Source organism: Anaerosinus sp. (assembly GCF_965318445.1).
The window spans coordinates 1-25,197 of the sequence record NZ_CBDNNH010000016.1 but is presented as its reverse complement, the minus strand read 5'-3'; the positions used below and the strand labels follow the sequence as shown (position 1 = coordinate 25,197).

The 25,197-nt window shown below is 34.2% G+C and carries 20 protein-coding genes, 3 tRNA genes and 2 rRNA genes; 2 read left to right on the top strand and 23 right to left on the bottom strand.

Translation table 11 applies throughout. The features are described 5' to 3' along the window. Positions 1-2: 2 nt before the first annotated feature. The 4 genes from ACWZFG_RS07140 to aroH all read right to left on the bottom strand — a co-directional run bounded on the left by ACWZFG_RS07140 (position 3) and on the right by aroH (position 5,339). A complete protein-coding gene (locus ACWZFG_RS07140) occupies positions 3-3,107 on the bottom strand; it encodes an efflux RND transporter permease subunit (protein ID WP_177504836.1) in 3,105 nt (1,034 codons plus the stop codon). Next, positions 3,104-4,357 carry an efflux RND transporter periplasmic adaptor subunit gene (locus ACWZFG_RS07135; protein WP_177504835.1) on the bottom strand — a complete coding sequence of 418 codons (1,254 nt, stop codon included), beginning with the start codon at positions 4,355-4,357 and terminating at the stop codon, positions 3,104-3,106. The genes ACWZFG_RS07140 and ACWZFG_RS07135 overlap by 4 nt, the downstream gene beginning before the upstream one ends. A 196-nt stretch (positions 4,358-4,553) precedes the next feature. Beyond that, a complete protein-coding gene (locus tag ACWZFG_RS07130; protein WP_177504834.1) occupies positions 4,554-4,946 on the bottom strand; it encodes a RidA family protein in 393 nt (130 codons plus the stop codon). A gap of 24 nt (positions 4,947-4,970) precedes the next feature. Next, the gene (aroH, locus tag ACWZFG_RS07125; protein ID WP_177504833.1) at positions 4,971-5,339 is read right to left on the bottom strand and encodes a chorismate mutase; all 369 of its coding nucleotides are present in this window, start codon (positions 5,337-5,339) and stop codon (positions 4,971-4,973) included. A gap of 419 nt (positions 5,340-5,758) precedes the next feature. Between aroH and ACWZFG_RS07120 the strand changes: the two genes are divergently transcribed. Then, entirely contained in the window at positions 5,759-7,093 is a 1,335-nt protein-coding gene (locus tag ACWZFG_RS07120) for an MATE family efflux transporter (protein WP_177504832.1), read from the top strand. A 1-nt stretch (position 7,094) separates the two neighbouring features. Here the strand turns inward: ACWZFG_RS07120 and ACWZFG_RS07115 are convergent, their stop codons facing one another. Together ACWZFG_RS07115 and ACWZFG_RS07110 are read right to left on the bottom strand one after the other, a co-directional pair. Next, positions 7,095-8,459 carry an aminotransferase class V-fold PLP-dependent enzyme gene (locus ACWZFG_RS07115; protein ID WP_177504831.1) on the bottom strand — a complete coding sequence of 455 codons (1,365 nt, stop codon included), beginning with the start codon at positions 8,457-8,459 and terminating at the stop codon, positions 7,095-7,097. A 320-nt stretch (positions 8,460-8,779) separates the two neighbouring features. Continuing rightward, positions 8,780-9,430, bottom strand: coding sequence for an HAD hydrolase-like protein (locus tag ACWZFG_RS07110; protein WP_177504830.1), 651 nt, complete (start codon positions 9,428-9,430; stop codon positions 8,780-8,782). A gap of 218 nt (positions 9,431-9,648) precedes the next feature. Between ACWZFG_RS07110 and ACWZFG_RS07105 the strand changes: the two genes are divergently transcribed. Then, positions 9,649-10,743: a two-component system sensor histidine kinase NtrB gene (locus ACWZFG_RS07105; protein WP_147669729.1), complete on the top strand. Its 1,095-nt coding sequence runs from the start codon at positions 9,649-9,651 to the stop codon at positions 10,741-10,743. A 488-nt stretch (positions 10,744-11,231) separates the two neighbouring features. On the opposite strand, the gene ACWZFG_RS07100 is transcribed toward ACWZFG_RS07105, so the two are convergent. From ACWZFG_RS07100 to ACWZFG_RS07020, 17 genes are all read right to left on the bottom strand, one after another. Continuing rightward, a complete protein-coding gene (locus ACWZFG_RS07100; protein ID WP_147669728.1) occupies positions 11,232-12,851 on the bottom strand; it encodes an ABC-F family ATP-binding cassette domain-containing protein in 1,620 nt (539 codons plus the stop codon). A gap of 124 nt (positions 12,852-12,975) precedes the next feature. Next, positions 12,976-13,710 carry a DUF169 domain-containing protein gene (locus tag ACWZFG_RS07095; RefSeq protein WP_177504829.1) on the bottom strand — a complete coding sequence of 245 codons (735 nt, stop codon included), beginning with the start codon at positions 13,708-13,710 and terminating at the stop codon, positions 12,976-12,978. A 194-nt stretch (positions 13,711-13,904) separates the two neighbouring features. Continuing rightward, on the bottom strand, positions 13,905-14,126 hold the full coding sequence (locus ACWZFG_RS07090; RefSeq protein WP_177504828.1) for a hypothetical protein: 222 nt from the start codon (positions 14,124-14,126) through the stop codon (positions 13,905-13,907). Positions 14,127-14,156: 30 nt separating this feature from the next. Further along, complete coding sequence (locus tag ACWZFG_RS07085; protein WP_177504827.1) at positions 14,157-14,327, bottom strand: hypothetical protein; 171 nt, start codon at positions 14,325-14,327, stop codon at positions 14,157-14,159. 107 nt (positions 14,328-14,434) lie between these two features. Continuing rightward, positions 14,435-15,904 carry an AMP-binding protein gene (locus ACWZFG_RS07080; protein WP_177504826.1) on the bottom strand — a complete coding sequence of 490 codons (1,470 nt, stop codon included), beginning with the start codon at positions 15,902-15,904 and terminating at the stop codon, positions 14,435-14,437. A 264-nt stretch (positions 15,905-16,168) separates the two neighbouring features. Further along, complete coding sequence (locus tag ACWZFG_RS07075; protein ID WP_177504825.1) at positions 16,169-18,478, bottom strand: diguanylate cyclase domain-containing protein; 2,310 nt, start codon at positions 18,476-18,478, stop codon at positions 16,169-16,171. Positions 18,479-18,675: 197 nt separating this feature from the next. After that, positions 18,676-20,013 (bottom strand): MATE family efflux transporter, encoded by a 1,338-nt coding sequence (locus ACWZFG_RS07070; RefSeq protein ID WP_177504824.1) that lies wholly within the window; start codon positions 20,011-20,013, stop codon positions 18,676-18,678. A 22-nt stretch (positions 20,014-20,035) separates the two neighbouring features. Continuing rightward, entirely contained in the window at positions 20,036-20,233 is a 198-nt protein-coding gene (locus tag ACWZFG_RS07065) for a hypothetical protein (RefSeq protein WP_177504823.1), read from the bottom strand. Positions 20,234-20,383: 150 nt separating this feature from the next. Next, the gene (locus ACWZFG_RS07060; RefSeq protein WP_455577298.1) at positions 20,384-21,439 is read right to left on the bottom strand and encodes an ABC transporter substrate-binding protein; all 1,056 of its coding nucleotides are present in this window, start codon (positions 21,437-21,439) and stop codon (positions 20,384-20,386) included. A gap of 2 nt (positions 21,440-21,441) precedes the next feature. Next, positions 21,442-22,227, bottom strand: a complete 786-nt coding sequence (locus ACWZFG_RS07055; RefSeq protein WP_177504821.1) for an ABC transporter permease — start codon at positions 22,225-22,227, stop codon at positions 21,442-21,444. Continuing rightward, positions 22,227-23,048, bottom strand: a complete 822-nt coding sequence (locus tag ACWZFG_RS07050; RefSeq protein WP_177504820.1) for an ABC transporter permease — start codon at positions 23,046-23,048, stop codon at positions 22,227-22,229. Before ACWZFG_RS07050 ends, ACWZFG_RS07055 begins: the two co-directional genes overlap by 1 nt. After that, the gene (gene potA, locus ACWZFG_RS07045; protein ID WP_177504819.1) at positions 23,048-24,100 is read right to left on the bottom strand and encodes a spermidine/putrescine ABC transporter ATP-binding protein; all 1,053 of its coding nucleotides are present in this window, start codon (positions 24,098-24,100) and stop codon (positions 23,048-23,050) included. Before potA ends, ACWZFG_RS07050 begins: the two co-directional genes overlap by 1 nt. 276 nt (positions 24,101-24,376) lie before the next feature. Continuing rightward, positions 24,377-24,465: transfer RNA gene (locus tag ACWZFG_RS07040), tRNA-Ser, on the bottom strand. 16 nt (positions 24,466-24,481) lie between these two features. Further along, positions 24,482-24,557 (bottom strand) — tRNA-Trp (locus tag ACWZFG_RS07035). 10 nt (positions 24,558-24,567) lie between these two features. After that, positions 24,568-24,643, bottom strand: a tRNA-His gene (locus ACWZFG_RS07030). A 47-nt stretch (positions 24,644-24,690) separates the two neighbouring features. Next, a 5S ribosomal RNA gene (rrf, locus tag ACWZFG_RS07025) occupies positions 24,691-24,807 on the bottom strand. Positions 24,808-25,102: 295 nt separating this feature from the next. Then, positions 25,103-25,197, bottom strand: a 23S ribosomal RNA gene (locus tag ACWZFG_RS07020); the annotation flags it as partial.

Genomic DNA, 25,197 nt, shown 5'->3' with positions numbered 1-25,197 from the left:
TACTAAGAAAAAATTTTCTTATACCATTGATTAATTCTTATGCCAAGCTGAATTTTCTCAAAAAATAAGAAGATAATTGGTATAACGAGTAGAGTAAATATAGTTGAAGATACTAGCCCTCCGATAATTACCCATGCCATACTTACGCGAGTTTCAGATCCTTCTGTCATCGCTAAAGCTGTCGGCATCATGCCAACGACCATCGTAAGCGTTGTCATAAAAATAGGTTTTAATCTTACCTTGCCAGCCTCAATAATCGCATCGTATGCATTCATTCCTCGATCCATAAGTGTCAAGGTATAGTCTAGTAATAAGGTACCATTTTTCGCTACCAATCCATCCATCACTAAAATTCCAATTAACGAATATAGATTGATTGAATTATTTGTCATCAGCAAAAATAACAATGAACCAATCATGCCAAGCGGCAAAGAAAACATCCGAATAAATGGAGTAAGTACAGATTCATACAGAACAGCTAATAGCATATAAACGAGAATCAGTGATAAAAATAAAGCTTGCAGCATTTCAGTAAAAGTATCCATCATACGATCGGCTGCACCTTTAAATTTATAGGAAATGCTTTTATCTAAATTTGCTCCATCCAGCACCTGCTTTACTTCTGTCATCAATTCATTTAACGTGCGATCGCCTGGATTCACGCTGATATTAATTGCGCGTTGTTTATCTACACGTCGAATTGTAACCGGACCAACACCTTCTTCAATTTTTGCAATATCCCCCAAAAAGATCGCTCTGCCATTGGAGTAAATCGGTATTCTCTCGATATCAGAGCGTTTAAACCCGTCACTGCCTTTAAAGCGAACATTAATGTCTGTATCTTTATCATTATTATGTGCATCATTGGCAATTACACCTGCACCTTTTCCTGCAATCGCTGATGCAAACGCTTTTTCCACATCGCCAATTGAAGTATTGTAATAATTCAATTTTTCTCGGTCAAGCGTTAGCTGCATTTCTGGCATTCCTTCCGTATAGGAACTGCGCACATCTTTTACACCTGAAATATTTTCGAGAAGATCCTGTACCTGATATGAAGTGTTTACCAACGTATCTAAATTATTACTATACAATTCGACTTGTAAAGAGTTCCCGCTCCCACCTTTACTGCCACCACCGGATACCCCGGCAATGGACGACTGCGTTTCTGTTACCCTTACCGTTGCATCCGTTACCTCTGTTTTGCAGAATAATCTTACTTCATCAGCAATTTCCCAAATACTGCGCGACCGCTCTTTACGATCAACCGTTTGTACCATGATTCTCCCGCTATTTGACGTTTTTCCCCCAATGCGCGATAAATAATGCTTTACTTCTGGTATTTGGTCTACACAATTTTCAATTCGCGCAATTACCATATCGGTCTGTTCAACCGTTGCACCTACTGGTAATTCCACATTGATTTCAAAACTACTCTCATCAGTCTTTGGCATATATTCTGCACCAATAATGCCTAAGGGAAATAAACTCATTGCTAAAACAAAGAGAAATAATGCCCCCGCTAAAATTTGTTTTGCGTGGGATAAACTCCACCTTAAAATTTTCTCATATTTTGCTACGGCTGATTCTTCTAACCAATCCATCCATCGCCAAACTTTCCCCACAGGCATTTTTATGCCATTGGGAAAAAATCTTGATGCCAGCATTGGCGTGAGCGTATAAGAAACAAACAGCGAAAATAACGTAGCAAAAACGATCGTCAAAGCAAACTGCCGAAAAAACTGTCCCGTCATTCCAGTCATAAAGGCAATCGGCAGAAATACCACAACATCGCAAAGTGTAATTGCAATTGCCGCCATGCCAATTTCAGTTCTTCCTTCTTCAGCTGCAAGCTTGCTCTCTTTCCCCATATTCATATGCCGATAAATATTTTCAAGAACAACGATAGAATCGTCAACCAAGATCCCTACACATAAAGCCATCCCCATCAATGACATCATATTAAAGGTAAAACCTGCAATATACATCACGAAAAAAGTAGAGATAAGCGACGTCGGTATTGCAAGCATAACCGTAAGCGTCGAGCGCCAGCCCCGCAAAAATAAGAATAAGACTAGCCCCGTTGTACATAACCCTTCAATGAGCGTCATCAATGTATTATTCAATGAATTTCGCACATATTCCGCTGAATTCGTTACGACAATAAATTGATATTTAGGATATTCCGTCTCTAGTTCGGCAACTTTTTTTAACACTTCATCCGCAGTCGCTACAATATTCGCATCGCTATTTTTATAAATCGCCAAAGAAATTGCATCCTGACCATTGACTCTTCCATAACGATCGGCACGGGCATCTTGCGCTTTAATATTTGCTACAGCTGTGATCGGAATGTTTTGTCCCAGACTATTGGCAACTTTTATTTTTTCAATTTCAGAGGCATCCTGGTATTGCGCAGTTATCCGGATATCCGTCTTTCGTGTATCCGTATAAACAGAACCAGACGGCATAAGTTCATTTTCTGAATTAATTTTATTGATGATCTGTTCCAAAGACAAGTGATAAAATGCCATTTTATCCTTATCGATATCAATGGAAACCTCTTTATCACGCCCACCATATAATTCAATTTCGGCTACACCTGAAGCTTGCTGAATCCGCTCTTGAAACGTATTACTTGCCATGGAATACATATCGCCTAATGAGTCGTCAGATAAAATCGCCAGTTCAATCACCGGAGAATCATTCATATCCCGTTTCATTACCACAGGCTCTTTTACGTCATCCGGCAAACGACTTCGGATTGCGTTTACCTTTTTCGTCGCTTCAATAGAAGAATAGTCTGCGTTTGCTGAAAAATCCAGCTCTAAAAAAATCCGCGCATTGCCTGACGATGCCTCTGCCGTCATATGTTTTAAATCCGGAACAGAAGATAAAGCATCCTCAAGCGGCTTTATTACCTGCTGTTCTACCGATTCAACACTTGCACCTGGATAATCTACCGAAACCGTAACATAAGGAGTATTTAATGAAGGTAGAAGTTCCACGCCAATTCGATAATAGCTAAACAAGCCCAATACTACGAAAAAAAATACAATCATTGTTATGCCAATCGGCCTTTGAATCGAAAATCGCGTTAAATTCATGATGGATTCACCTGCGATTCTTGACTAATCGCATTGATAGACATATTGTTTTTTAATCTTGCCAAATTGCTGACCGCGACGATATCTCCTTCGACAATACCACTTAAAATTTCAATTTCTTCGTCATTTCTCAGCCCTATCGTAACTTCCTGCTCTTGCGCTTGGTTTTTCGCATCAACGACGAAAATATATGCTTTCCCATTGCGCTCCATCAACGCTTCTTTTGGAATTGTTAGCGTTTGACTGCGCTGTAAACTATAGAGGTCAGTACGAGCAAACATACCACTTAGCACTTGTGCATCTATATTTTTCAATTCAATTCTTACTATATAATGTTTAGTTGCCGCGTCCGCAGCTGGACTGACATAAATAACATCCCCATGATATGTATTGCCTAAAGCTTCAATATTGATATCGACAGGCAAACCAACTTTAACTGCTGCAATATCCATTTCAGAAAGTTCACAATCCACATAAATCTTACTATTATCCACCAAAGATAATAATTTTTGCCCAGCCTGTGCAATCGTACCTACTTCAGCATTTCGATATCCAATCACGCCATCACGCGGCGCATACAATATTAAATCATCGCGTTGCTTCGCTAGCATTGCTTCACCTTTTTGTGATTTTTCCCAAGCCGCAAGCTTTGATTCTACACTCGCAGGAGTTTCTTCTGCCATGCGTTGATTAAGCAGTGTATCTAAAGCTGATTTACTATCAATCATTTGCTGCAATACTTTATCTAGTTCTTCTTTTGAAATTGCCCCTTGATCATATAACGTCGCATATCGTTCATAATTCGTTTTATCATGCTGATAATTTGCATTCACTTTATCATACAACGCTTGATAAGTTGCCATTGTTTCCTTTGCGTCAGCTTCAGCCTGACGACTTGCCGCATTATTTTGTAAAATAGATAAATCTAAATCACCAGTATCTTGAACCAGTAATACATCTCCTTTATGTACTACTTGCCCTAAACTCACACGCACATCTTTTATTCGCCCCGTATATTTAGGAGCAATATCAATATTCGCCTCAGCAATAGTTTCTCCATATAACGAAATCCTTCTCATCATATCTTTTCTCTGCACAGTATAAGTGAGAACTTCTGGCTTGACTACCTCTCTATTTTTTTGAACCTCATTACGGTTCAATAAAAAATGAAAACCGCTCAATATTACACACGTTAAAATTAAGATAATTACCAACTTTTTTTTGTCAAGCTTAGACAAATCATATCTCACTCTATTCACCCCATGAAATCACAAAATTTAAATTAAACATATCACAAAACCGTGACAAAAGCGTGACAAATATCTATTACTCATAAAAAATAACCGTCTTTCCAAGGGGATTGACGGTTATTTCCAAAATATCACGCAATGAAATTTTTTAAATAATTCAAATCGAATTTCTTATGATAACTATGTCATTTCTTTATTAATAAGAATATTCTCCCATAGTCGCAATAAGCTCAATTTCAACTAATGCACCTTTTGGCAGGTTACTAACCTCAACACATGCCCTAGCTGGACATTGTTCTTTAAAATAATTTGCATAAACTGTATTCATCGCTACAAAATCATTAATATTTTTTAAAAATACAGTTGTTTTGACCACATTTTCAAAACCAATTCCAGCGTCATTTAAAATTGCTTTTAAGTTTTCTAAAGATTGCCTTGTCTGAACATCTACTCCGCCTTCAACAATCTCACCACTTTCTGGATTGATTGGAATTTGTCCTGATACAAATAAAAAACCATTTGATTTAATTGCTTGCGAATATGGTCCAATAGCCGCTGGGGCACATTTAGAATGTACAACTTTTTTCACTATTTCATCACTCCTTATCATGAATTAATCTAATATATTCTTTGCTAAATCCGGTCTTAAACAGTTAGATTCTCCTAAATATACATGAACAATTTCCTCTTGTTTTTTATCTGTATTTACCAATAAAAGAACTCTCACACACATATCTAGACCATTTTCAACATCAAGTTCTTGCGTTCCAAACAAAGGAACTAAATTCCAACCAATTTTCCGCGCTGCCGCTGCTGGAAAAGCGGCATTTAAATCTGGTGTTGCACTAAAAATAGCAGCTCCAATATCAGATAACGCTAAATCATTTTTTTCTACTAATTGATTCAATAGATCTTGTACAGCTTCAAAAATTATTTCTTTTTTATTTTCACCTACAGTAATTGCGCCCCGTATCCCTTGCAAAAGTCAAACCTCCTAAAAATAAAACCTTACACTGTTTTTATTCGCACTATTTGTCAAAAATCCTATCAGCTTTACAAAATATTTCTTAAATCCTTTCTAACGCATTTTTAATATATGGACTACTTGTGCATTTTTTATTAAATCTTTCCTCATACTATAATCAATATTTCCATGTTATAATAAGCAAAGCTTCAGCCAATATTTTTATTTTAACTAAAAACATAGTCGCAATCTAAGTCTCTATAAACCCCTAGTTTTTACCAAAACCAAGATATGTAAAGTGCTGAACTAAAAGCTTTGATTTGGTACAAATCACTTAAATTTCTAGATAACCAACTTAGCTAGCAAATAAAATTACGATAAAAAAAGCCCAGCAGATAGCTAGGCTTTAATTTATTTTTACAAATACAGGAGTTTTTATGACAAATAATTTAAATAAAACATTTAGCTTTTTTACCTTAATAAAATTTACTATCCCTTCTGTCATTATGATGGTAATATTTTCACTTTATACAATCATTGATGGCGTTTTTATTGCACGATTCGTGGGTGATGATGCCTTAGCTGCAACAAATATTGTTTATCCTCTCATCAACCTTATTTTAGGTACAGCAATCATGTTTGCAACAGGAGGATCAGCGATTATTGCTAAAACAATGGGAGAAGGTAATTTAGATTTAGCCAAACGACAATTTAGCTTCATTACTTTCTTCGCAACTATCGCTGGCTTTATCATTGCTATTTTAGGGGTTATGTTTTTGAACGAAATACTTTTTCTTTTAGGTGCTACACAGGCACTTTATTCTTATTGCCTTGATTATGGAAAAATCATGATTGCAGGTGCTCCCATCATTATCATAAAAATGTTATTTGATTATTTTTTCGTTACAGCTGGAAAACCCAAATTAGGATTTTATAATTCCTTACTCGGTGGATTTACAAATATTCTTTTAGACTATATCTTCATTGTAGTTTATCAATTAGGGATAAGCGGTGCTGCATTAGCAACTATTTTCGGCTACATCTTACCGGCAATCACGGGGAGTTTATTTTTCTTTAATAAAAAAAATCTTTTATCTTTTTGTCAACCTATCTTTGATTTTAAAATTATTATAAAAGCTTGTAGCAACGGTTATTCTGAAATGATTACACAGCTATCTGTCGGTATCACAACGTTCTTATTTAATTTTGTTATGCTGAAATATCTAGGTGAAAGCGGCGTTGCTGCAATTACAATTGTTCTTTATGCTGAATTTTTACTTACCGCTGGATATATAGGCTTTTCTTCTGGCACAGCCCCATTAATCAGTTATAATCTAGGTAGAAAAAATATTCCGAACTTAAAGGTACTAATAAGGTACAGCTACACTTTTATCGGTATCACCTCAGTACTATCATTTTTCGTTGCATTTCTTATCGCTGATGATTTGATTGCCATTTTTTCCGTTTCAGAAAAAACAGTCTACGATATTACTTTAAACGGTTTTAAAATCTTTGCTTTAAGTTTTTTATTGAGCGGAAGTAATATATTTACCTCTGCTCTTTTCACTGCTCTGTCTAATGGTAAAATATCTGCCATCATTTCTTTTTCCCGAAGCCTATTTTTCTTTCTTCTTGGAATGGCAATCCTGCCACAAATTTTCTCAATCAACGGAATATGGCTTGTTGTACCGTTTGCAGATTTATGCACATTTATCCTCGCTTATTATTTCATTCGAAAATACAACATCTTGCAAGGCTATTTAAAAGAATAGCTTATGGTAGCTGCCGACATAATGGATGTAATAACTTATTTTCCTTTTGCTCATATATTTTTTGGTATTTCTTTTTATAGTAGCTAATATTTTCTGCAATTCGGCAAACGTGCTGGATAAGTTTATCCGCCTCTTGATATGTGTTATATATCCCCAAACTTACTCTAACTAAACCCGGAAAATTTACTTGCGGATTTTGCCGATACCATTCAATATCTGCCTTGCTTAATCCCAACAGCTTCTGAACATACGGATGTGCACAAAATAATCCGCTACGTACAGCAATTCCACCTTCATAAGAAAGAATTTTCGCAATCAAACGATGCTCTATTTCTGGAAGTGTAAATGCAATGATACTAACTTTATCCTTGCATTCCCTAGGGCATCCATACAGCCCAATTCCCTTTATTTTTCGGAGTCCTTTAATAATATACGTAATCAGATCTTGTTCATATTCATGAACCTCTTCCATATCCAGCTTTTGCAGGCAATGAATCGCAGCTAACAGGGCTGCCACCCCCATGACATTTGGCGTCCCTGCTTCCTCTTTATAAGGAGGTTTATCCCAATCAACAAAATCATGGGTAACAAGTGTTACAGCTCCACCACCTTTTGTGTTTGGTTGGCAGTGAGTAAATATTTCTGGTTTTCCAATCAGCGCTCCAGAACCAAAAGGTGCATACATTTTATGCGCCGAAAAAGCTAGATAATCAATTCCTTCTTCTTTCATATGAATCTCACGATGTGGAACCAATTGAGCTCCATCAATCAAAAGCTCAGCTCCATACCGATGTACTAAGTAACTGATTTGTGGAATGGAGTTAATATAGCCTGTAACATTAGAAGCTCCAGTGACCGCAACCAATCGAACATTTCCTTGGTATCCTTTTAATTTATACTCCAGATCATTTAAATCAAGTTTCCCCTCATGATTTATCCTCACATAGTCCATCGCAAAACTACTACGCCAAGGTAAATCATTTGCTAAATGCTCCATATCCGTACTAAGCACAATTTTTCCTTCTGCCTGATAACGCAATGCATTTGCGACAATATTAATTGCTTCTGTCGTATTCTTTGTATAAATTACAATATCATCACAATCAGCGCCTACAAACTTTTTGATAAGTTTTCTACCATTTTCAAATAAATCCGAGGATAAAATTGATTTATATCCTGTCCCTCGATGAATAGATGAGTACCATGGTGCAAAATCATTTAACTCTTTTAACACACTTTTAAAAGGTGGTGTTGTCGCCGCATTGTCAAAATTTATTCCAACTACTTCAGAACCGTCAAGTAAAGGAATACATTCATCTACGCCTGCAACTAAGCGACGAAATTTTTGTTCAGGATTTTTCTTCATACTTTCATACCTCAACTACAGATTATTTATTTCTATAAAGTAGACTAGATTCGGATAAAGACTAGCTACTTTATAACCTAGCCACTCTTATCCTAGAACTTAGCCACTCTTAACTATCATTAATAAAAAATAGGATTTTTATAAGCAATTCATACTAAAAATTTTTATATGAATCCGTATTTCGCTAATTTGAGTGGGATAGCCCTCAGATAAAAACAACCTAATAAAATAAATTTCCTTTCAGTTTATGAGTATATAAGAAAAAAAAGAATAATAAACTCCATTTAGTTCATTATTCTTGATGAAATTTATGTATAAAATCAATGTAGCAATAGTAATTTTTCCAGCTCTTTTACAGAATGAATAAGATAATCAGCATTTGCAGCTTTCAATTCATCTTCTCCCCCAAAGCCATAAGTAACACCAATAGAATCAATACCATTCGCTTTGGCTCCGATAATATCATGTTCACGATCACCAACCATTACGACTTCCTTTAAATTCACATGGGGCAGCTGTTGTAAATCGAATGCAATAACTTCCGCTTTATTTATTCTCGTCCCGTCAAGATTACTCCCCGATATTGTATGAAAAAATTTTGTTAATTCATATCGTTCTAAAATAATTTTCGCTTGCACAGTAGGTTTTGCCGTTGCCAATAAAACAATTTTACCCGTTTGAGATAAATTTTTAATTAATGTATCAACTCCTTCATATAAAGTATTTTCTAAAATTCCAATTTTATCAAATCTTTCCCGATAGAAATGAATAGCCTTCCATCCGTCTTCCATATTCATCCCATATAGATTACAATAGGTTTCCAATAATGAGGGTCCAATGCAGCGTCGTAGTTTTTCTGTATCACTTTCTACTATTCCCATCTTTTTTAAAGAGTATTGCAGACATCTTACAATTCCCAGTTCAGAATCTATTAAAGTGCCATCTAAGTCAAATAAAATTATATTATACATATTTATTACCTCCAAGAGCTACAATTGATTTGATTATATACTATTATTACATTAAAGTATATTATATACTTTTCAGTCTATTATCTGGAAATACAATTGAATCGAAAAAAAACTGGTAAAAAAACAAAAAAATAAAAAAGGTATTTATTGCCACGTGTGGTATATAATATATTTGTGTGCAATTTGTAAAATAAATTTACGTTGGGAGATTACATTTAATGAGCAGTGCAATGATAAATGAACTTTGGGAATCCACTGACGATTTCTATACTCAAGCTTTTGAACATAATCCAACCGCATTACTTGTTATTGATGACGATATCAAAGTACTCCAAGTAAATGCGGCCTACGAAAAATTATTCCAAGTAAAACGCAAATTCATTATCGGAAAGAAGTTCCAATCACCTATTCTTTCTAGCGATTGCTACCAACATTTACTTTATAATCATCGTCAGCGATATATTAATCCTGGTAGTGTACCTTCCCAATACATAATTGATTTAAAATTTAAAGATAATAGAAGTTTGACTGTATATATATCTGTTACAGTTCTTCCGAACCGCCAAAGCATAATTTCTATTTTAAATATGACTTCGGTACAAATTCTTCAGCCAAGATCCTTTAGCAGTGAAAAAAATCTTGAAACAGAGTACTCCTATATTGAAAATCTAAAAACTACTAGTGAATTGGCAGCTAGTGTTGGTCATGAGATTCGTAATCCAATGACTTCAATTCGTGGATTTTTGCAAATGATGCAAAAGAAATCCGAATATAATCAACATAAAACTTTTTTTGATCTTATGATTGAAGAACTTGATCGTGCAAATACAATAATTACCGAATATCTTCTATTAGCTCGCAGTAAACCAATGAAACCTAATGCGGAGAACCTAAATGACTTAATCACTCGTATTATGCCTTTGTTAAAAACAAGCGTGACAATTATTAATCAAGATATCAATACAGATTTAAATGAAATTCCTAAATTCTTAATGAATGGGAAAGAAATTCGTCAGCTTATTTTAAATTTTGTTCGCAATGCATTAGAAGCTATGCCAAACGGCGGCGAAGTAAAAATCACTACAAAATTAGAAAATGAAAATACAGTATTACTATCAATCAGTGATCAAGGATTAGGAATTCCTCCCGAAATTATCAAGAAAATTGGTACGCCATTTTTTACAACAAAAGAAAATGGAACTGGGTTAGGTTTAGCAATTTGCTATAATATCGCAATCAAACATAACGCTACTATAAATATTGACTCCTCTGAAAATGGTACGACTTTCTATATTCGGTTTCAATTAAAATAGCAATCATTTCCTTTCTTTTTGTATAAATTCATTGTTAAAATAATTGCTTGCGTAGTCATATAACAAATGACTGTATCAGTTATCAAAAAAATTTTTTTTTAGCCAAGAAAAGGATACGATTTTCTAGAAATAGAATCGTATCCTTTTTAACATCATAGAATAAAATTTTTGCAAATATGTCGAAAAGAATTATATAATATTCTGAGGAAAGGCTATGCTATCATGCCTGCAAATTCATTTGCAGACTATCAGATGTCTTAGACCCCATCATTGATAAAACTACCAAACTGAATATTTTCTTCTTTGAATTAGTAAGCTTCTTTCTATGCTTCTTATGACCATTCCATCATACTTCAGGTACGCTTTGCTGCATGACTTTACTCCATATTTTCTTATCATTCATAAAAATTCTTTAACATCTAATACAACAATTACATAATAAGTAAAAAAGAACCTCGAAGCAAAGAATCATCTTCGAGGTTCTCATTTTAATTTTTATATTTTTCTTTTTGTTGCTTTTTTACTTCTGCATTTTCTAAATATTCATCGTAAGTCATCGTTCTATCAATTAATCCATTTGGCGTAATTTCGATGATACGATTTGCAATCGTTTGAATAAATTCATGGTCATGCGATACGAAAAGCATCGTGCCCGTAAATGCAATAAGCCCATTATTCAAAGATGTAATAGATTCCAAATCAAGATGATTTGTTGGTTCATCTAATAGCAATACGTTTGAGCCACTCAGCATCATCTTAGAAAGCATACAACGAACTTTTTCTCCCCCTGAAAGTACAGATGCTTCTTTTAGTGATTCTTCTCCGGAAAATAACATTCTGCCTAAAAAGCCACGAATAAAGGATTCATCCTGGTCAACAGAATATTGACGAAGCCAATCTACCAAATTTAAATGCACGCCATCAAAATAAGCGGAATTATCTTTTGGCAAGTATGCCTGCGTTGTAGTAATTCCCCATTTAAATTCACCAGCGTCCGCTTCCATTTCACCCATAAGAATTTTAAACAACGTCGTCTTTGCCAACCCATCTGAACCTACAAATGCAATTTTGTCGCCTTTATTTACAAAGAAGCTGACGTTATCAAGTACTTTTTCACCATCAATAACTTTCGTTAAACCTTCAACTTGTAACAATTGATTGCCGGCTTCGCGCTCTGGTTTAAATGCGATATATGGATAACGGCGCGTTGATGGTTTAATATCATCAAGCGTAATTTTTTCTAATAATTTTTTACGAGACGTTGCCTGTTTAGACTTTGATGCGTTTGCACTGAAGCGTTGAATAAACGTTTGCAAATCTTTCATCTTTTCTTCTTTTTTCTTATTTGCATCTTTTGCCAATTGTAATGCTAACTGACTAGATTCTAGCCAAAAATCATAGTTACCAACATACAGTTGAATACCTTCAAAATCAACATCGGCAATATGCGTACATACTTGATTTAAAAAATGACGATCATGTGATACAACGATAACTGTATTTTCAAAATTTGCCAAGAAATCTTCCAACCAATTAATGGATTCAATATCAAGATGATTTGTCGGTTCATCCAATAATAAAATATCAGGATTACCAAATAAAGCCTGTGCTAATAATACACGTACTTTCTCTTTCCCACTCAAATCCGCCATTTTTTGTGTATGAAGTTCCTCTGGAATTCCAAGACCATTTAATAAACGAGCTGCTTCTGGCTCTGCTTCCCAGCCATCTAACTCAGCAAACTCACATTCCAGTTCTGAAACACGCATACCATCTTCATCAGAAAATTCAGGTTTTGCATAAATTTCATCTTTTTCATCCATAATTTCGACTAAACGTTTATGCCCCATAATTACTGTACGCAAAACTTCATATTCATCAAATTCATAATGGTTTTGTTTTAATACTGCCAATCTTTCGCCAGGCGTAATGTCTACCGTACCTTTTGTCGGTTCAATATCACCAGCTAATAATTTCAAAAATGTAGATTTACCAGCACCATTTGCACCAATCACACCATAACAATTTCCAGGTGTAAATTTTATGCTTACATCTTTAAATAATATTCTTTTCCCAAATTGTAAAGTTAAACCACTCGTACTAATCATATGTTACTTAATCAATCCTTTTTCTATATTATCATATTTTATTAACCATTCAAAAAACCATACCATAGCTCATTATTCTATCATATTATATGAGTCTAGTCTAATAAATTCTGTAAATCTACAATTAAATTCGCTTCGCTATTTTTCCCCAATCTTCTTTATCTAAAAAAGACCCTGCTGAATTTTTTTCCATCTCTTGAAACATTTCAAAAGGAACTGTAAAAGAAAGCGTTTCAGCAGGAACAATTGGGCGTGCCGTTATATCTGTCATACCAATAACCGCTTTAGGTAACGATTTTTTCCCTTGTGCATACGGCAATAGACAGATAGATTGGCACCCCGCCGCAAATGGAATCACAACATTATCATTTGTCTCCCTATCATAATTTGCCAAAACAACTAATGCTGAAAGCTGATCCGGATTTGCATACATGCAAACTAAAGCTGGCTTTTCCGCTGCACAATCAACCTCTTTTAACGGTTTGAAAATAACATACTCTGCTTCAATATCTGTATACGGAAGCGAATCAACAAAAGCTTTGGCTAATTCTGGCGTTTTTATATAACCTTCGCCTGCTGGATAGCCTTCGCCCCGACCCGTTGAAAGGAAATAATCAATACCACCTGGCATTAAATGATACTGATTGCCAAAGCAAATTCCTGCCATGCCACCGACACAGCCAGCAGTTTTACGATCAAATACCGCCGTTTTTCCTTTTGTGACCGCAGTCAAAAGTGCAATTACGCAAGCGCGTTTTCCTTCTTGAAACTGCATTGCTTCCTTTGGCTTTTCATTACTAAACAAAATTGCAACTGGAGAATACTTTAATTTGAGTTTTTCTACTAATTGACTATTCATATCTCCCACTCCCATAAAATCATTTTTTAAGAAAAAAGAGACTAATTCAGCAGTAGCCAGACCAGTCTCATTGTATATAGGTTTACCTATGAATAATTAAATTAAATACATTCTCTACATCTTCTCGAAAATATTCTGTTTTATTTATAAAATTCGCGCAAAACTTCAAAATTCCTCTTCTTTTTTATATCGCATTAAATTATATCTGCAATTTCACGTTTTCCAACTTGCAAAGTTGGAATAAGGGACAATTCTCTTGGCTGCAAACTTATGCCGTCTCCAATCATTAAAATTATATTTTTAACCTTTTTAATCGCTTTTTCATCAGTAACTTGATAACGAATTATTCGTCGTTCTCCAAAATGTTTTTCTGCTAAATTTCTATTTATTATTACTTGAATACCTTTTTTCTGCACCTCTTTTACTTCAATAAGAAAATCAAAGGTTTATCTGACAATAAGTTTTGCCTGATGAGTCGGCAAAATAGTTATCAATTGTTCTTGTTGTACTACGTAAAGAACAGTAAAAGAAAGTTCTGGATTCACTGCCATATACCCAAGCTGTCTAAGAGGTAAGAATTGCTTTACATAATTTTTTCTTAGTTTTATTTTTATCATGAAATAAAATCCTCCTTAACATTTGTACGTTCATCATACAACTTAAGGAGGATTTTTTGTTATTATCATGTTAAATTTTTATAAATCAAAAAAATTTGTTTTTCTTCTCACGATAATAATCTTTTTAATATTTTTCCAGTCTGACTTTTAGGGAAATGATCGACAATATGAATTTCCCTTGGTACTTTATAAATCGCCAGATTTCGCTGCAAATAATCCTTTACTTCTTTTTTATCAATGACTACACCATCCGCAGGAACGATATAAGCAACTACAGCCTGTCCTCGCAATTTATCTTCCCTACCAACAACAGCAGCTTCCATTACTCCATCATACGTATACAGGACCTCTTCAATTTCGCGCGGATAAACATTTTCTCCACTACTAATTAACATATCTTTCAACCGATCAACAATAAAAATAAATCCATCTTCATCTTGATATGCAATATCTCCTGTATGCAGCCATCCATCTGGTTTTAGTGCAGCCTTTGTAGCCTCAGGCAAATGATAATAGCCTTTCATTACATTATCACCTCGAACGATTAATTCACCGACTTCACCCCGAGACAACCCTTTTCCATTGGCATCAATAATTTTAACTTCGATGTCTGGTAATGGACAACCAATAGATCCCAAACGATATTTATTTTTCGTATTTACCGCGACAACAGGTGACGCTTCCGATAATCCATATCCTTCTAAAATTGTTAAGTTAAATTTTTTCGCAAAATCTGTAGCAATTTTTATTGGCAAAGATGTTCCGCCAACGATAAAAGTATGAACATTTGCCAAAGCTTCTATCGGAGCTGTACGGGTAAGTATATTACAAATCGCCGGAACAGCATAAATTAAGTTGACATCAAACTTTTGTATTGCAACAACTGTTTCTTTTGGATTAAATACATCTAAAATAGTAATTCTAGCTTTTGAATACAATGGATTTAATACTGCGCAAGTCCACGCAAAACAATGATACATCGGAAGTACACACAAAACATTATCATTTTCATTAATTCCAATTGCCTGTTTAAACATTCGAGCATTACTCACCTGATTTTTATGAGTAAGCATCGCACCCTTTGGATTTCCTGTTGTTCCTGAAGTATAAATAATAACACAGACCTCATCTTCCGTAAACGATTCCGGCAAACTCGGTGCAGGAACATATTTCCCTTTAATCTTTGCTTTGACTTCAATATCAGTTAACAACATTTTTTTCACTGGAAATTTATACTGATAAAATTCTAGTTCTTCTTTAATCTCAACTTCAACATCACTAATAAAAAACTTCATTTCTGCATCTTGAACAATATAAGCAATTTCACGTGCAGTAAGTTGAAAGTTGATCGGAACAACAACTGCTCCTAAACTTACAATTGCCATATATGCATAAATATAATACGCAGAATTTTTAGAAAGCACTCCGACATTATCACCTCTACGAATGCCTATTGAATATAAATAATTACGATACTCCTCTACGCTTATTTGTAAATCTCGATAAGTAATCTTTAGTTCGCCATCAATTGCAACTTTATCTGCTTGCCCTTGGTATATCAGATCTTGTACAAACACTTATTTAATCCCCCTATAATATAGAAATTAGCCAAATACAATCATATTTGGCTAATTAAACTTGCCCCTATTTTTGATAAATAAATTTTATCATATTTCTTTTATTTTCACCAAGCAAAAATTCTCCATCTTATTTTATCCAATGACTATCCTACTTATTTGACGAAATAAATGATTTACACAAAAGCCAAAATTTTCATATTAAAATATATTAAAAAAATTTTTCAACAAAACCTTACGAGATTCTTTATAACATATTTAAAGTCATTCTTGCGTATTTATTTCTTCCGATATTCCAATAGCTTTTATTGGCTGCCCAAATTGATCGAATATATTTGTATACGTAATATGATGCCAAAGATATCTTCCTTGTATATTTCTAATTTTAACTAAACATGTGACTGTTTTTTCTCCATTATATATCTTTTGATGAGCAACTAAATAATCCTTTGCCGTATCAGGATGTATGATTTCTTCTTTAATCAATGAATATGGCGCATCTTTAACTATTAAATCAACATCATATTGCTCAGCTATTTTTTGTGCATTCTTAAACTCATGTTTATTCAAATCAAATTCCCATATATAAGTATGAGTTTTATCTAAAGCAATTCGAAAACGTTCCTCGCTCACTTTTAACTCATCTAACGCCTTCTTAAGTTTCGCAGTCGTTGCTAAACTATCTTTTAATAAAATAATATTTTCTAAAATAGAACTGGTCAGTTTTGCAACACGTTTGGCAGTCTCAATTTCTTCATATGTCCATATGTGTTTTTCCCTTGTGAAAGAAAAAATCACAGCAGCACTCACTTTTCTCTCGCAATAAATTGGCATAGCCAACTCTGCTTGAATCCCTTTATTCAAATAAAACTTCCTTAGGTCAAGTGGCAGTAAACTGACATCATTACAAATCCAGGTTTCACCTTTTTCAGCTATTCTAATTGCCCCTTCTTTATATTTACCTAAAAAAGTAAAATAATCTAAATATTCAATTAATTTACTTTTTGCAGACCACTGTGCAAGAATTCCAAACTCTCTAAAATTTACTATCGTTATATTATCAATTTCATAATGCCGTGCTACACAGTCTAATAAAATATTTAGCGTATCTATGTTTAAACCATTTTCAAACAAAATATTAGGTAGCAAGCTATTAAATTCATCCGTTCCTTTATAAACACCTTCAATCCGATGATTTTTCTTTTTCTGTAGTTCAGGAATCATGCTTTTATCGTAAATCTTCCATTGATTCTTCCCATTCTTTTTCGCCTGATATTGCGCCTCATCACCAGATCGATAAATTTCTGTAAAAGATTTTCCATCATCAGGTGCAAAGGCAACTCCTAATGAACACGACAAACTAAATTCCACTTTGCCAAAATCGATAGTATCCGGCATCGCTTTACATATTTGATCTACCTTCCTTAAAACTTCTTCCCTTGTAGTAAAATAAGAAATAAAAATAGCAAATTCATCTCCACCGAGTCGCCCAATAACACCAAAATTGCCAATAATTGATTTTAGCAATGCTGTAATTTTTTTCAATACATGATCACCGTATACATGACCAAAACTATCATTAATCCATTTAAAGTCATCTATATCAAGAACAATCAAGGCCATTTGACTTCTAATCTTCTTTAGACGATCTTCTAAGATCATTTCAAAAGTAACGCGATTATACACCCCTGTTAGCTGATCGCGTTCAGCACGCTCCCTTAATCCTAATTCATATTGCTTTTTACTATTAATATCTTTTACATACCATCGACAGCACAGATGCCCAGTGTTACAATCATAAATTAAATTGGCAAAAGATGCCGCCCAAAAATAGTCATTACTCGCTGCATGAAAAGACCGATAGTCAAAAGATAAAATATAATTATTTTCATTTGATGCTAACGCCAAATAATTTATACTTAAATTCTTCAAAAACATCTCGCGGTCACTGGGATAAACAAGCTCCTTTGCAACTGCTTCAATTACATCAGAAAAACTTGCACTTTTAGACAAAGATAAGGTTTTTAATATTCTTGGAGCTATTTCTTTTATCGTATTATTAGTTAAATCAAATTCAGCACAAAGAATAGCATCTGCAATAATGACATCTTGATACTGTTTCTCCTGTAAATATTGAGTCTGCACCTTCATTTTCTCATCAATGTCCGTTACAAAACATATATATGCTTCTTTTTCATCCTCCATCTCCATAGGAAAAATTAATAACGATACCCAATGATATTTTCCATCATACCATAATTGACGAAGCTCAATTGAAATAAAAGGTTTCCCATTAGATAAATTTTCTCTAACATTCGCCAATGATACAAATCTTAAAAAACGCTCTTTATCATCAGGATGTATTATTTTGTTCGTAACATTTTTTATGCCTTCATCAATACTCCCATTTTCAATTAAGGTTAAATATTTATTCTGCATATGATAAAGAATCTTATAGGTTCCATCAGTAACATTAACTTCATATAGCTCATGATAAAATTTTTGTACAGCTTTATTGTATTGTTCAAGCATTCGCGGAGTAAAATTTTCAAAATAAGTTACTATTTTTTTCATGCAGATACATCCTTCCACTATGACTAGCATCTATATATAAATGACAAAATTCATTTTTATTTTATAAAATATTACTCATATAGTTTATTATACCATTAATTATTTTCTCTGTATATTTACAATTTCATGCTCTTAAATTAAAGAAAACTCCAGACTGATTTAATTCGCCTAGAGTTTTACTTAGCTTAATTATTCTGCTAAAATTCTTTTTTAAACAGCTTTTTTAATGTTATATAGTAAGCAATAATCAGTGGGATAGCCGATCCTATCCATGCTAATGGACTGGCACTCGCTACACCTGCAAACCCAAAAAATTTTGCCATAACCATTGCAGCAAATACCCGCATAATAAGTTCCATAATTCCTGCAACTGTAGGAACTACACTTTTTCCCAGCCCTTGCAAAGTATATCGGTAAATAAACAATAATGATAGAACCCAATAAAACACACCATTAATATTTAAATAGATTTGTGCTAAACGAATGACCTCTGTTTCATCATTTCCAACGAAAAAGCTAGTCATCCAACCGCCAAAAAAGATATTTATCAATGCAATAAAAATGCTAAAACCAACAGACATCAATATGCATTGATTCACCCCTTGATTAATTCTTGCAATGTTTTTCGCCCCATAATTTTGTGCCGTATAAGCAGCCATTGCCATACCAAATGACATCATCGGCATAATTGCAATCATATCAATTTTTTGTGCTGCTGCAAATGCGGCGATCGCATTTGCCCCTAGATGATTTAACGCAACTTGTAATACAATTGCACCAACTGCGATAATCGCCGCCTGAAACCCCATAGGAAATCCAATTTTTATGTGATCCCAAAGGATATTCCATTCAATGCGCCAATCTGATTTCTCAACACGTAATATGGGTAAATATTTTAATATATACCAGATGCATAATAATGCTGAAACAGCTTGCGCAATGACAGTAGCAAGAGCAGCTCCTTGAACTCCCATCGAAAATACTAAGATAAAAATCAAATCAAGACCTATATTTAATAAGCTCGCTACAATAAGAAAAAATAAAGGCGTTCTGCTATCTCCTAAAGCACGGATCAAATTAGACAACATATTAAATATCATTGTAATTCCTATACCACTATATATTACAACAATAAATTGATAAGCATCCTCAAGAAGTTCTGGTGGAGTTTGCATAGTTTCTAAAAAAAATCGTGCAGTTAGTATACCAAAAATCGTTAAAAATACAGTAGAAATTAACGTTAAAATTACACAAGCAACAACACTTTTTCGCACGCCGATTTTATCATTTGCACCATACCGTTGTCCCGTAACAATAGAGAATCCTGAAGTCACTCCGATTAAAAAACCGATCATTAAAAACATTAAGCTTCCAGTAGAACCAACAGCAGCAAGCGCATGAATTCCCAAGGTTCGTCCTACAATTAAGGTATCAATTACAGCATATAATTGTTGGCATATATTTCCTATAATTAGCGGTATTGTAAAGCCTAGAATTAATTTTGCAGGGTTTCCTGCCGTTAAATTTTTTTCCATATATAATCTTCAACCTTTATTTTTATGGTTTCTTACCCTTCTTATTATTACCATTTTGTTTTTTAACTTTCATCATGACGACAATTTTTAAAATAATCCATATCCCATACGTAGACAAACAGAGAATATCTAAAAATTTTAAATTTTGAAAATCCATTCCCAATAATAATATAATACCTAAAATAATTGTAATCCACTCTAACTTAGATAACCTTAGCATAACTAATCTCCTATAAATTCAATAATTTTCTACTATTATATCATAGCTATATCCTGATACAGCTATTTTTCTAAAGCTTTTCCAAAGTAAAAAACCGTAAGAAAGTTCTTCTTACGGTTTTTACATCAAATGATGCATTTTAGTTAAATATCATCTCGCTGCTTTAATTTCAGTCCATGCTTTATCATATTTTACAAGATTTTTTGATAAATCATCAAATACTTCAGTGTTTGCTAAAATTTGATCTCCAGGATATGCTGCAATATCCGCTTGTACATCTGGATCCAAATTCTTTTCTACTTCTGGAATCGGCGTAGCATAACCAATGTATTCAACATTTCTTTGTGCAATATCTGGCCTTGATAAATAGTTGATAAACTCTTCAGCTTCTTTTTTATGTTTTGCGCCTTTTGGAATTACGATAGAATCAAACCATAAATTTGTTCCTTCTTTTGGAATTGCATATTCTAGATCGGGATTTTTCTCTTTCATGAACATAGCATCGCCAGACCATACCACAGCCATAGCAGCTTCACCGGCTATCATCTTATCCTTTACTTCATCAACTACATATGCTAAAACAAGCGGTTTTTGCTCAATTAATTTTAGTTTAGCAGCTTCAATTTCATTATCTTTATCAGTGTTTAAAGAATATCCAAGATATTTTAATGTAACACCAATAGAATCACGAGGACTGTCTACCATTAGAATTTGCTTAGCATATTTCTTATTCCACAAAATTCCCCAACTATCCACTGGCTCTTGTACCATAGCTTTATTATAAATAATACCTACTGTTCCCCACATATAAGGTACAGAATATTCATTTTTCGCATCAAATGCTAAATTCTTAAATTTATCAGAAATGTTTTTATAGTTTGGTACATTGTTATAATCAATTTTTTCTAAAAGATCTTCATTAATCATACGTTTAATCATATAGTCAGAAGGAATTGCAACATCATAATCACTACCACCTGATTTAATTTTCACATACATATCTTCATTTGTTGCAAAAGTATCATAGATGACTTTAATCCCAGTTTCTTTTTCAAAATCTTTGATTACCTCGGGATCAATATAGTCCCCCCAATTATACACTTTTAACTGACGCTGTGCACTTTTTTCGCCACCACAACCAGTTAAAGCTACCACACTAAATACACATAGAGTTATAAAGAATAAAATCTTTGCTAATTTGCCCAATTTCACGCCTCCTTAAAATTTTCTTCATCTTTTGCAATGCGCCTATTAACCGCTAATAATAATATCAAAACAGCAACAAATAGTAAAGTAGATAACGCGTTAATTGTTGGATGAATCCCTCTTCTCGCCATCGAATAAATTAAAATAGATAAATTATTCACGCCTGACCCCGTCGTAAAAAAGCTAATAACAAAATCATCAATGGACAAAGTAAAAGCAAACAATGCTCCAGTAATAATCCCCGGCATAATCTCCGGTAAAACAACTTTCTTAAATGCATAAGATGGACTGGCTCCTAAATCTAACGCAGCCTCATATAAGCTATTATTAAACTGTTTCAATTTCGGTAAAATTGCCAAAATAACATAGGGGACGTTAAAGACCGTGTGCGCAATCAATAATGAAAAAAATCCTAAGTCCATTTTAACAAAAATAAACAGCAACATTAACGAAATTCCTGTTACGATATCAGGATTTAATACTGGTAGATACGTTAAATTCATAACGATATTTTTTTGAATAGGCTTCATATGATTATGAATCGCTAAAGCGGCAACCGTTCCAATAATCGTCGCTAAAATCGCTGATATTACTGCAACAGAGAGTGTGTAATAAAGCGCCGTTAAAATTTCACTATTATTAAATAACTCCTCATACCAGCGCAAAGTAAAGCCGTCCCAGCTGCCTCTAGATTTTGAATCATTAAAAGAAAATATAATGAGTACAAAAATCGGCGCATACAGAAAGGCAAAGACAATTCCGGTGTAAGATTTTTTTAAAAAATTCATCACCAAAACATCCCTCCCCCTCTATTATCTTTTTCATAGCGTCCCATGAATGCTAAACTGCATAAAATCAAAGCCATCATAACAACAGATAATGATGCTCCAAAATTCCAATCACCAATCGCCAAAAATTGCTGTTCAATTAGGTTTCCTATTAACATATATTGACCACCACCAAGCAAACGTGAAATAACAAATGTAGTGACGGCAGGCATAAACACCATAATCATCCCAGCATAGACTCCTGGTAAGCTTAATGGGAAAGTAATCTTACGAAAAGACGTCCATTTATTTGCTCCAAGATCATCAGCCGCCTCTAGAAGACTCTTATCCAATTTCATTAATACCGAGTAAATAGGCAAAATCATAAATGGCAGAAAATTATAAACCATCCCTAAAATAACTGCATAGTCGGTATAAAGAATATTAATTGTAGGTAAATGTAGATTCGTCAAAATAGAGTTAATTAACCCTTTTCTCTCTAAAAGAGTCATCCAAGCGTAAGTACGAAGTAAAAAATTCATCCACATTGGAATAACTACCATCAAAACTAGCATATTACGATACTTTATCGAAGTTTCAGATAAAATTAATGCCATTGGGTAACCAATAATAAAACAAATCACTGTACTAACTAATGCCAAATAAATTGAACGCAACAAAACTTCTAAATAAAGTGGTTCCATTACACGCTTTATATTCTCTAAAGAAAATGTAAATTCATTCGGTAATGTAAAAGCATAAAAGACAATTAATGCTAACGGCACAACTGTAAAAATTGCCATCCATATATGATACGGATAAGCAATCCAACGTTTTTCCACTAAACTCTCACCTTCTTCATTACATGAATTTCATTTGGTCCAATATTCATTCCAATTATTGCTCCAATTGGTGCCATTACTGTACTATGCACCATCCAAGCAAACTCGGCCGCTTTTATCATCATCTCATAATGTACTCCTTTAAAAGTAACCGACTCTACCCGACCGACCAACATTCCCGATCCTTGGTCAACAACTTGAATATCCTCTGGACGAACAACAATATCGACAGCTTCATTCTCTTGAAATCCGCCATCAACACAAATAAATTCACGTCCTGCAAAAAACGTCAAACCATCTTTTATCATTTTTCCATCAATAATATTACTTTCACCAATAAAATCAGCAACAAAAGGATTCTTCGGCTCATTATAAATATCTTCCGGATGACCAATTTGCTGAATTCGCCCACCATTCATAATTACAATAGTGTCACTCATAGTTAGAGCTTCTTCTTGATCATGCGTAACGTAAATAAAGGTAATGCCAACTCGTTTCTGTATCTTTTTTAATTCAGTCTGCATATCCTTTCGAAGTTTCAAGTCTAATGCACCTAACGGCTCATCTAGCAATAATACCTCTGGCTCATTAATCAAAGCCCTTGCGATAGCAATTCTCTGCTGCTGTCCACCGCTCAAAGAATCAATTTTTCTTTTTTCAAAACCAGAAAGATTAACTAGTGCGAGCATTTCCTTTACTCGTCTTCTAATTTCATCTTTGGATACCTTTTTTATCGTTAAACCAAAAGCCACATTTTCAAATACATTCATATGCGGAAATAATGCATATTTCTGAAAAACTGTATTAATTCTTCGCTTATAAGGTGGAACATGATTAATATCTTTGCCCTCAAAAAGAACTGTTCCTTCCGTTGCTTGTTCAAAGCCAGCAATAATCCTTAACATTGTAGTTTTTCCACAACCACTAGGTCCTAATAAGGTTAGAAACTCATTTTTCCTAATATATAAATTAATCTTATCTAAAACGGTATGATCATCAAATTGTTTAGTAAGATTGACTAAATTGATAATATTTTGCTCATGTTCATGCATCAACTAAATCTGCCTTTCTCTATAAAATTACGCCTGTACCCCGACAAAATCCGGCAGACTACTACATAAATAAAATCACATTTTGCCAATAAAGTCAAGGAATAAAAATTTACAATAAATTAGTTATTTTTTACGTTCTTCAACTAGTAATTAACGATATTTTAAAAGTTCCCTTTATCGTCATTTCTAATACAAAAATTTGAAAATTCATTCAAAATAGTAAAGAATACTAACAAAAAAAGCTTTGGATAAATCCAAAGCTTTACATTCCTATAATGGCGGAGTGGGTGGGGTTCGAACCCACGCACGCTTGCGCGTCTAACGATTTAGCAAACCGTCCTCTTCAGCCTCTTGAGTACCACTCCATGAACAATATAAAGTTGGCAGGGGCAGTAGGACTTGAACCCACAACCAATGGTTTTGGAGACCACTACTCTACCAATTGAGCTATACCCCTGTGTATTATATGGGGTGACTAGTGGGAATCGAACCCACGAGTAACGGAGCCACAATCCGTCGTGTTAACCACTTCACCATAGCCACCATATAACAAAAGCCAAACGAATACTTATATTCATTTGGCCCTCTCTAACTAGCAACTACCTAACCTCCCAGGACGTTTCCATCCAAGTACTTTCGGCGTGTATAGGCTTAACTACTGTGTTCGGTATGGGAACAGGTGGTACCCTATAGCTATCGACACCAGATCCGTCTGTCTATAAACGCACATCTACTTCGTTACTGCTCAATCCGTTCAGTCAACGTAATTCTCATTACGCCTCCCTCTCTTCTTTCCGCTGCGCCTTGTATCTGCACATTTCTAGTCATCCGTGCTTCTTGAAGTGAACTTTCTTTTTAGATATGTTCCTTCAAAACTATACAGAAGATTTGAAATTAATCTTAACTACATTTTTTATAAGATGTTCCTCACTTTCGCTCGGAACTAAACGTCTCACTCAAATCAGCTTTCCTTTCAGTCCGCTTCTTTGCTTCGCTTGTTTATAAGTCAAGCCCTCGACCTATTAGTACCAGTCAGCTAAATACATTACTGTACTTACACATCTGGCCTATCTACCTTGTCTTCTTCAAGGGGTCTT

Bases quoted from the DNA above. Each gene is read 5' to 3' on its own strand.
- potA (WP_177504819.1), bottom strand. From the start codon at position 24,100: ATGCATGAACATGAGCAAAATATTATCAATTTAGTCAATCTTACTAAA.
- ACWZFG_RS07095 (WP_177504829.1), bottom strand. From the start codon at position 13,710: ATGAATAGTCAATTAGTAGAAAAACTCAAATTAAAGTATTCTCCAGTT.
- ACWZFG_RS07100 (WP_147669728.1), bottom strand. From the start codon at position 12,851: ATGATTAGTACGAGTGGTTTAACTTTACAATTTGGGAAAAGAATATTA.
- ACWZFG_RS07140 (WP_177504836.1), bottom strand. From the start codon at position 3,107: ATGAATTTAACGCGATTTTCGATTCAAAGGCCGATTGGCATAACAATG.
- ACWZFG_RS07115 (WP_177504831.1), bottom strand. From the start codon at position 8,459: ATGAAGAAAAATCCTGAACAAAAATTTCGTCGCTTAGTTGCAGGCGTA.
- ACWZFG_RS07055 (WP_177504821.1), bottom strand. From the start codon at position 22,227: ATGAATTTTTTAAAAAAATCTTACACCGGAATTGTCTTTGCCTTTCTG.
- ACWZFG_RS07105 (WP_147669729.1), top strand. From the start codon at position 9,649: ATGAGCAGTGCAATGATAAATGAACTTTGGGAATCCACTGACGATTTC.
- ACWZFG_RS07110 (WP_177504830.1), bottom strand. From the start codon at position 9,430: ATGTATAATATAATTTTATTTGACTTAGATGGCACTTTAATAGATTCT.
- ACWZFG_RS07070 (WP_177504824.1), bottom strand. From the start codon at position 20,013: ATGGAAAAAAATTTAACGGCAGGAAACCCTGCAAAATTAATTCTAGGC.
- ACWZFG_RS07065 (WP_177504823.1), bottom strand. From the start codon at position 20,233: ATGCTAAGGTTATCTAAGTTAGAGTGGATTACAATTATTTTAGGTATT.
- ACWZFG_RS07075 (WP_177504825.1), bottom strand. From the start codon at position 18,478: ATGAAAAAAATAGTAACTTATTTTGAAAATTTTACTCCGCGAATGCTT.
- ACWZFG_RS07085 (WP_177504827.1), bottom strand. From the start codon at position 14,327: ATGATAAAAATAAAACTAAGAAAAAATTATGTAAAGCAATTCTTACCT.
- ACWZFG_RS07120 (WP_177504832.1), top strand. From the start codon at position 5,759: ATGACAAATAATTTAAATAAAACATTTAGCTTTTTTACCTTAATAAAA.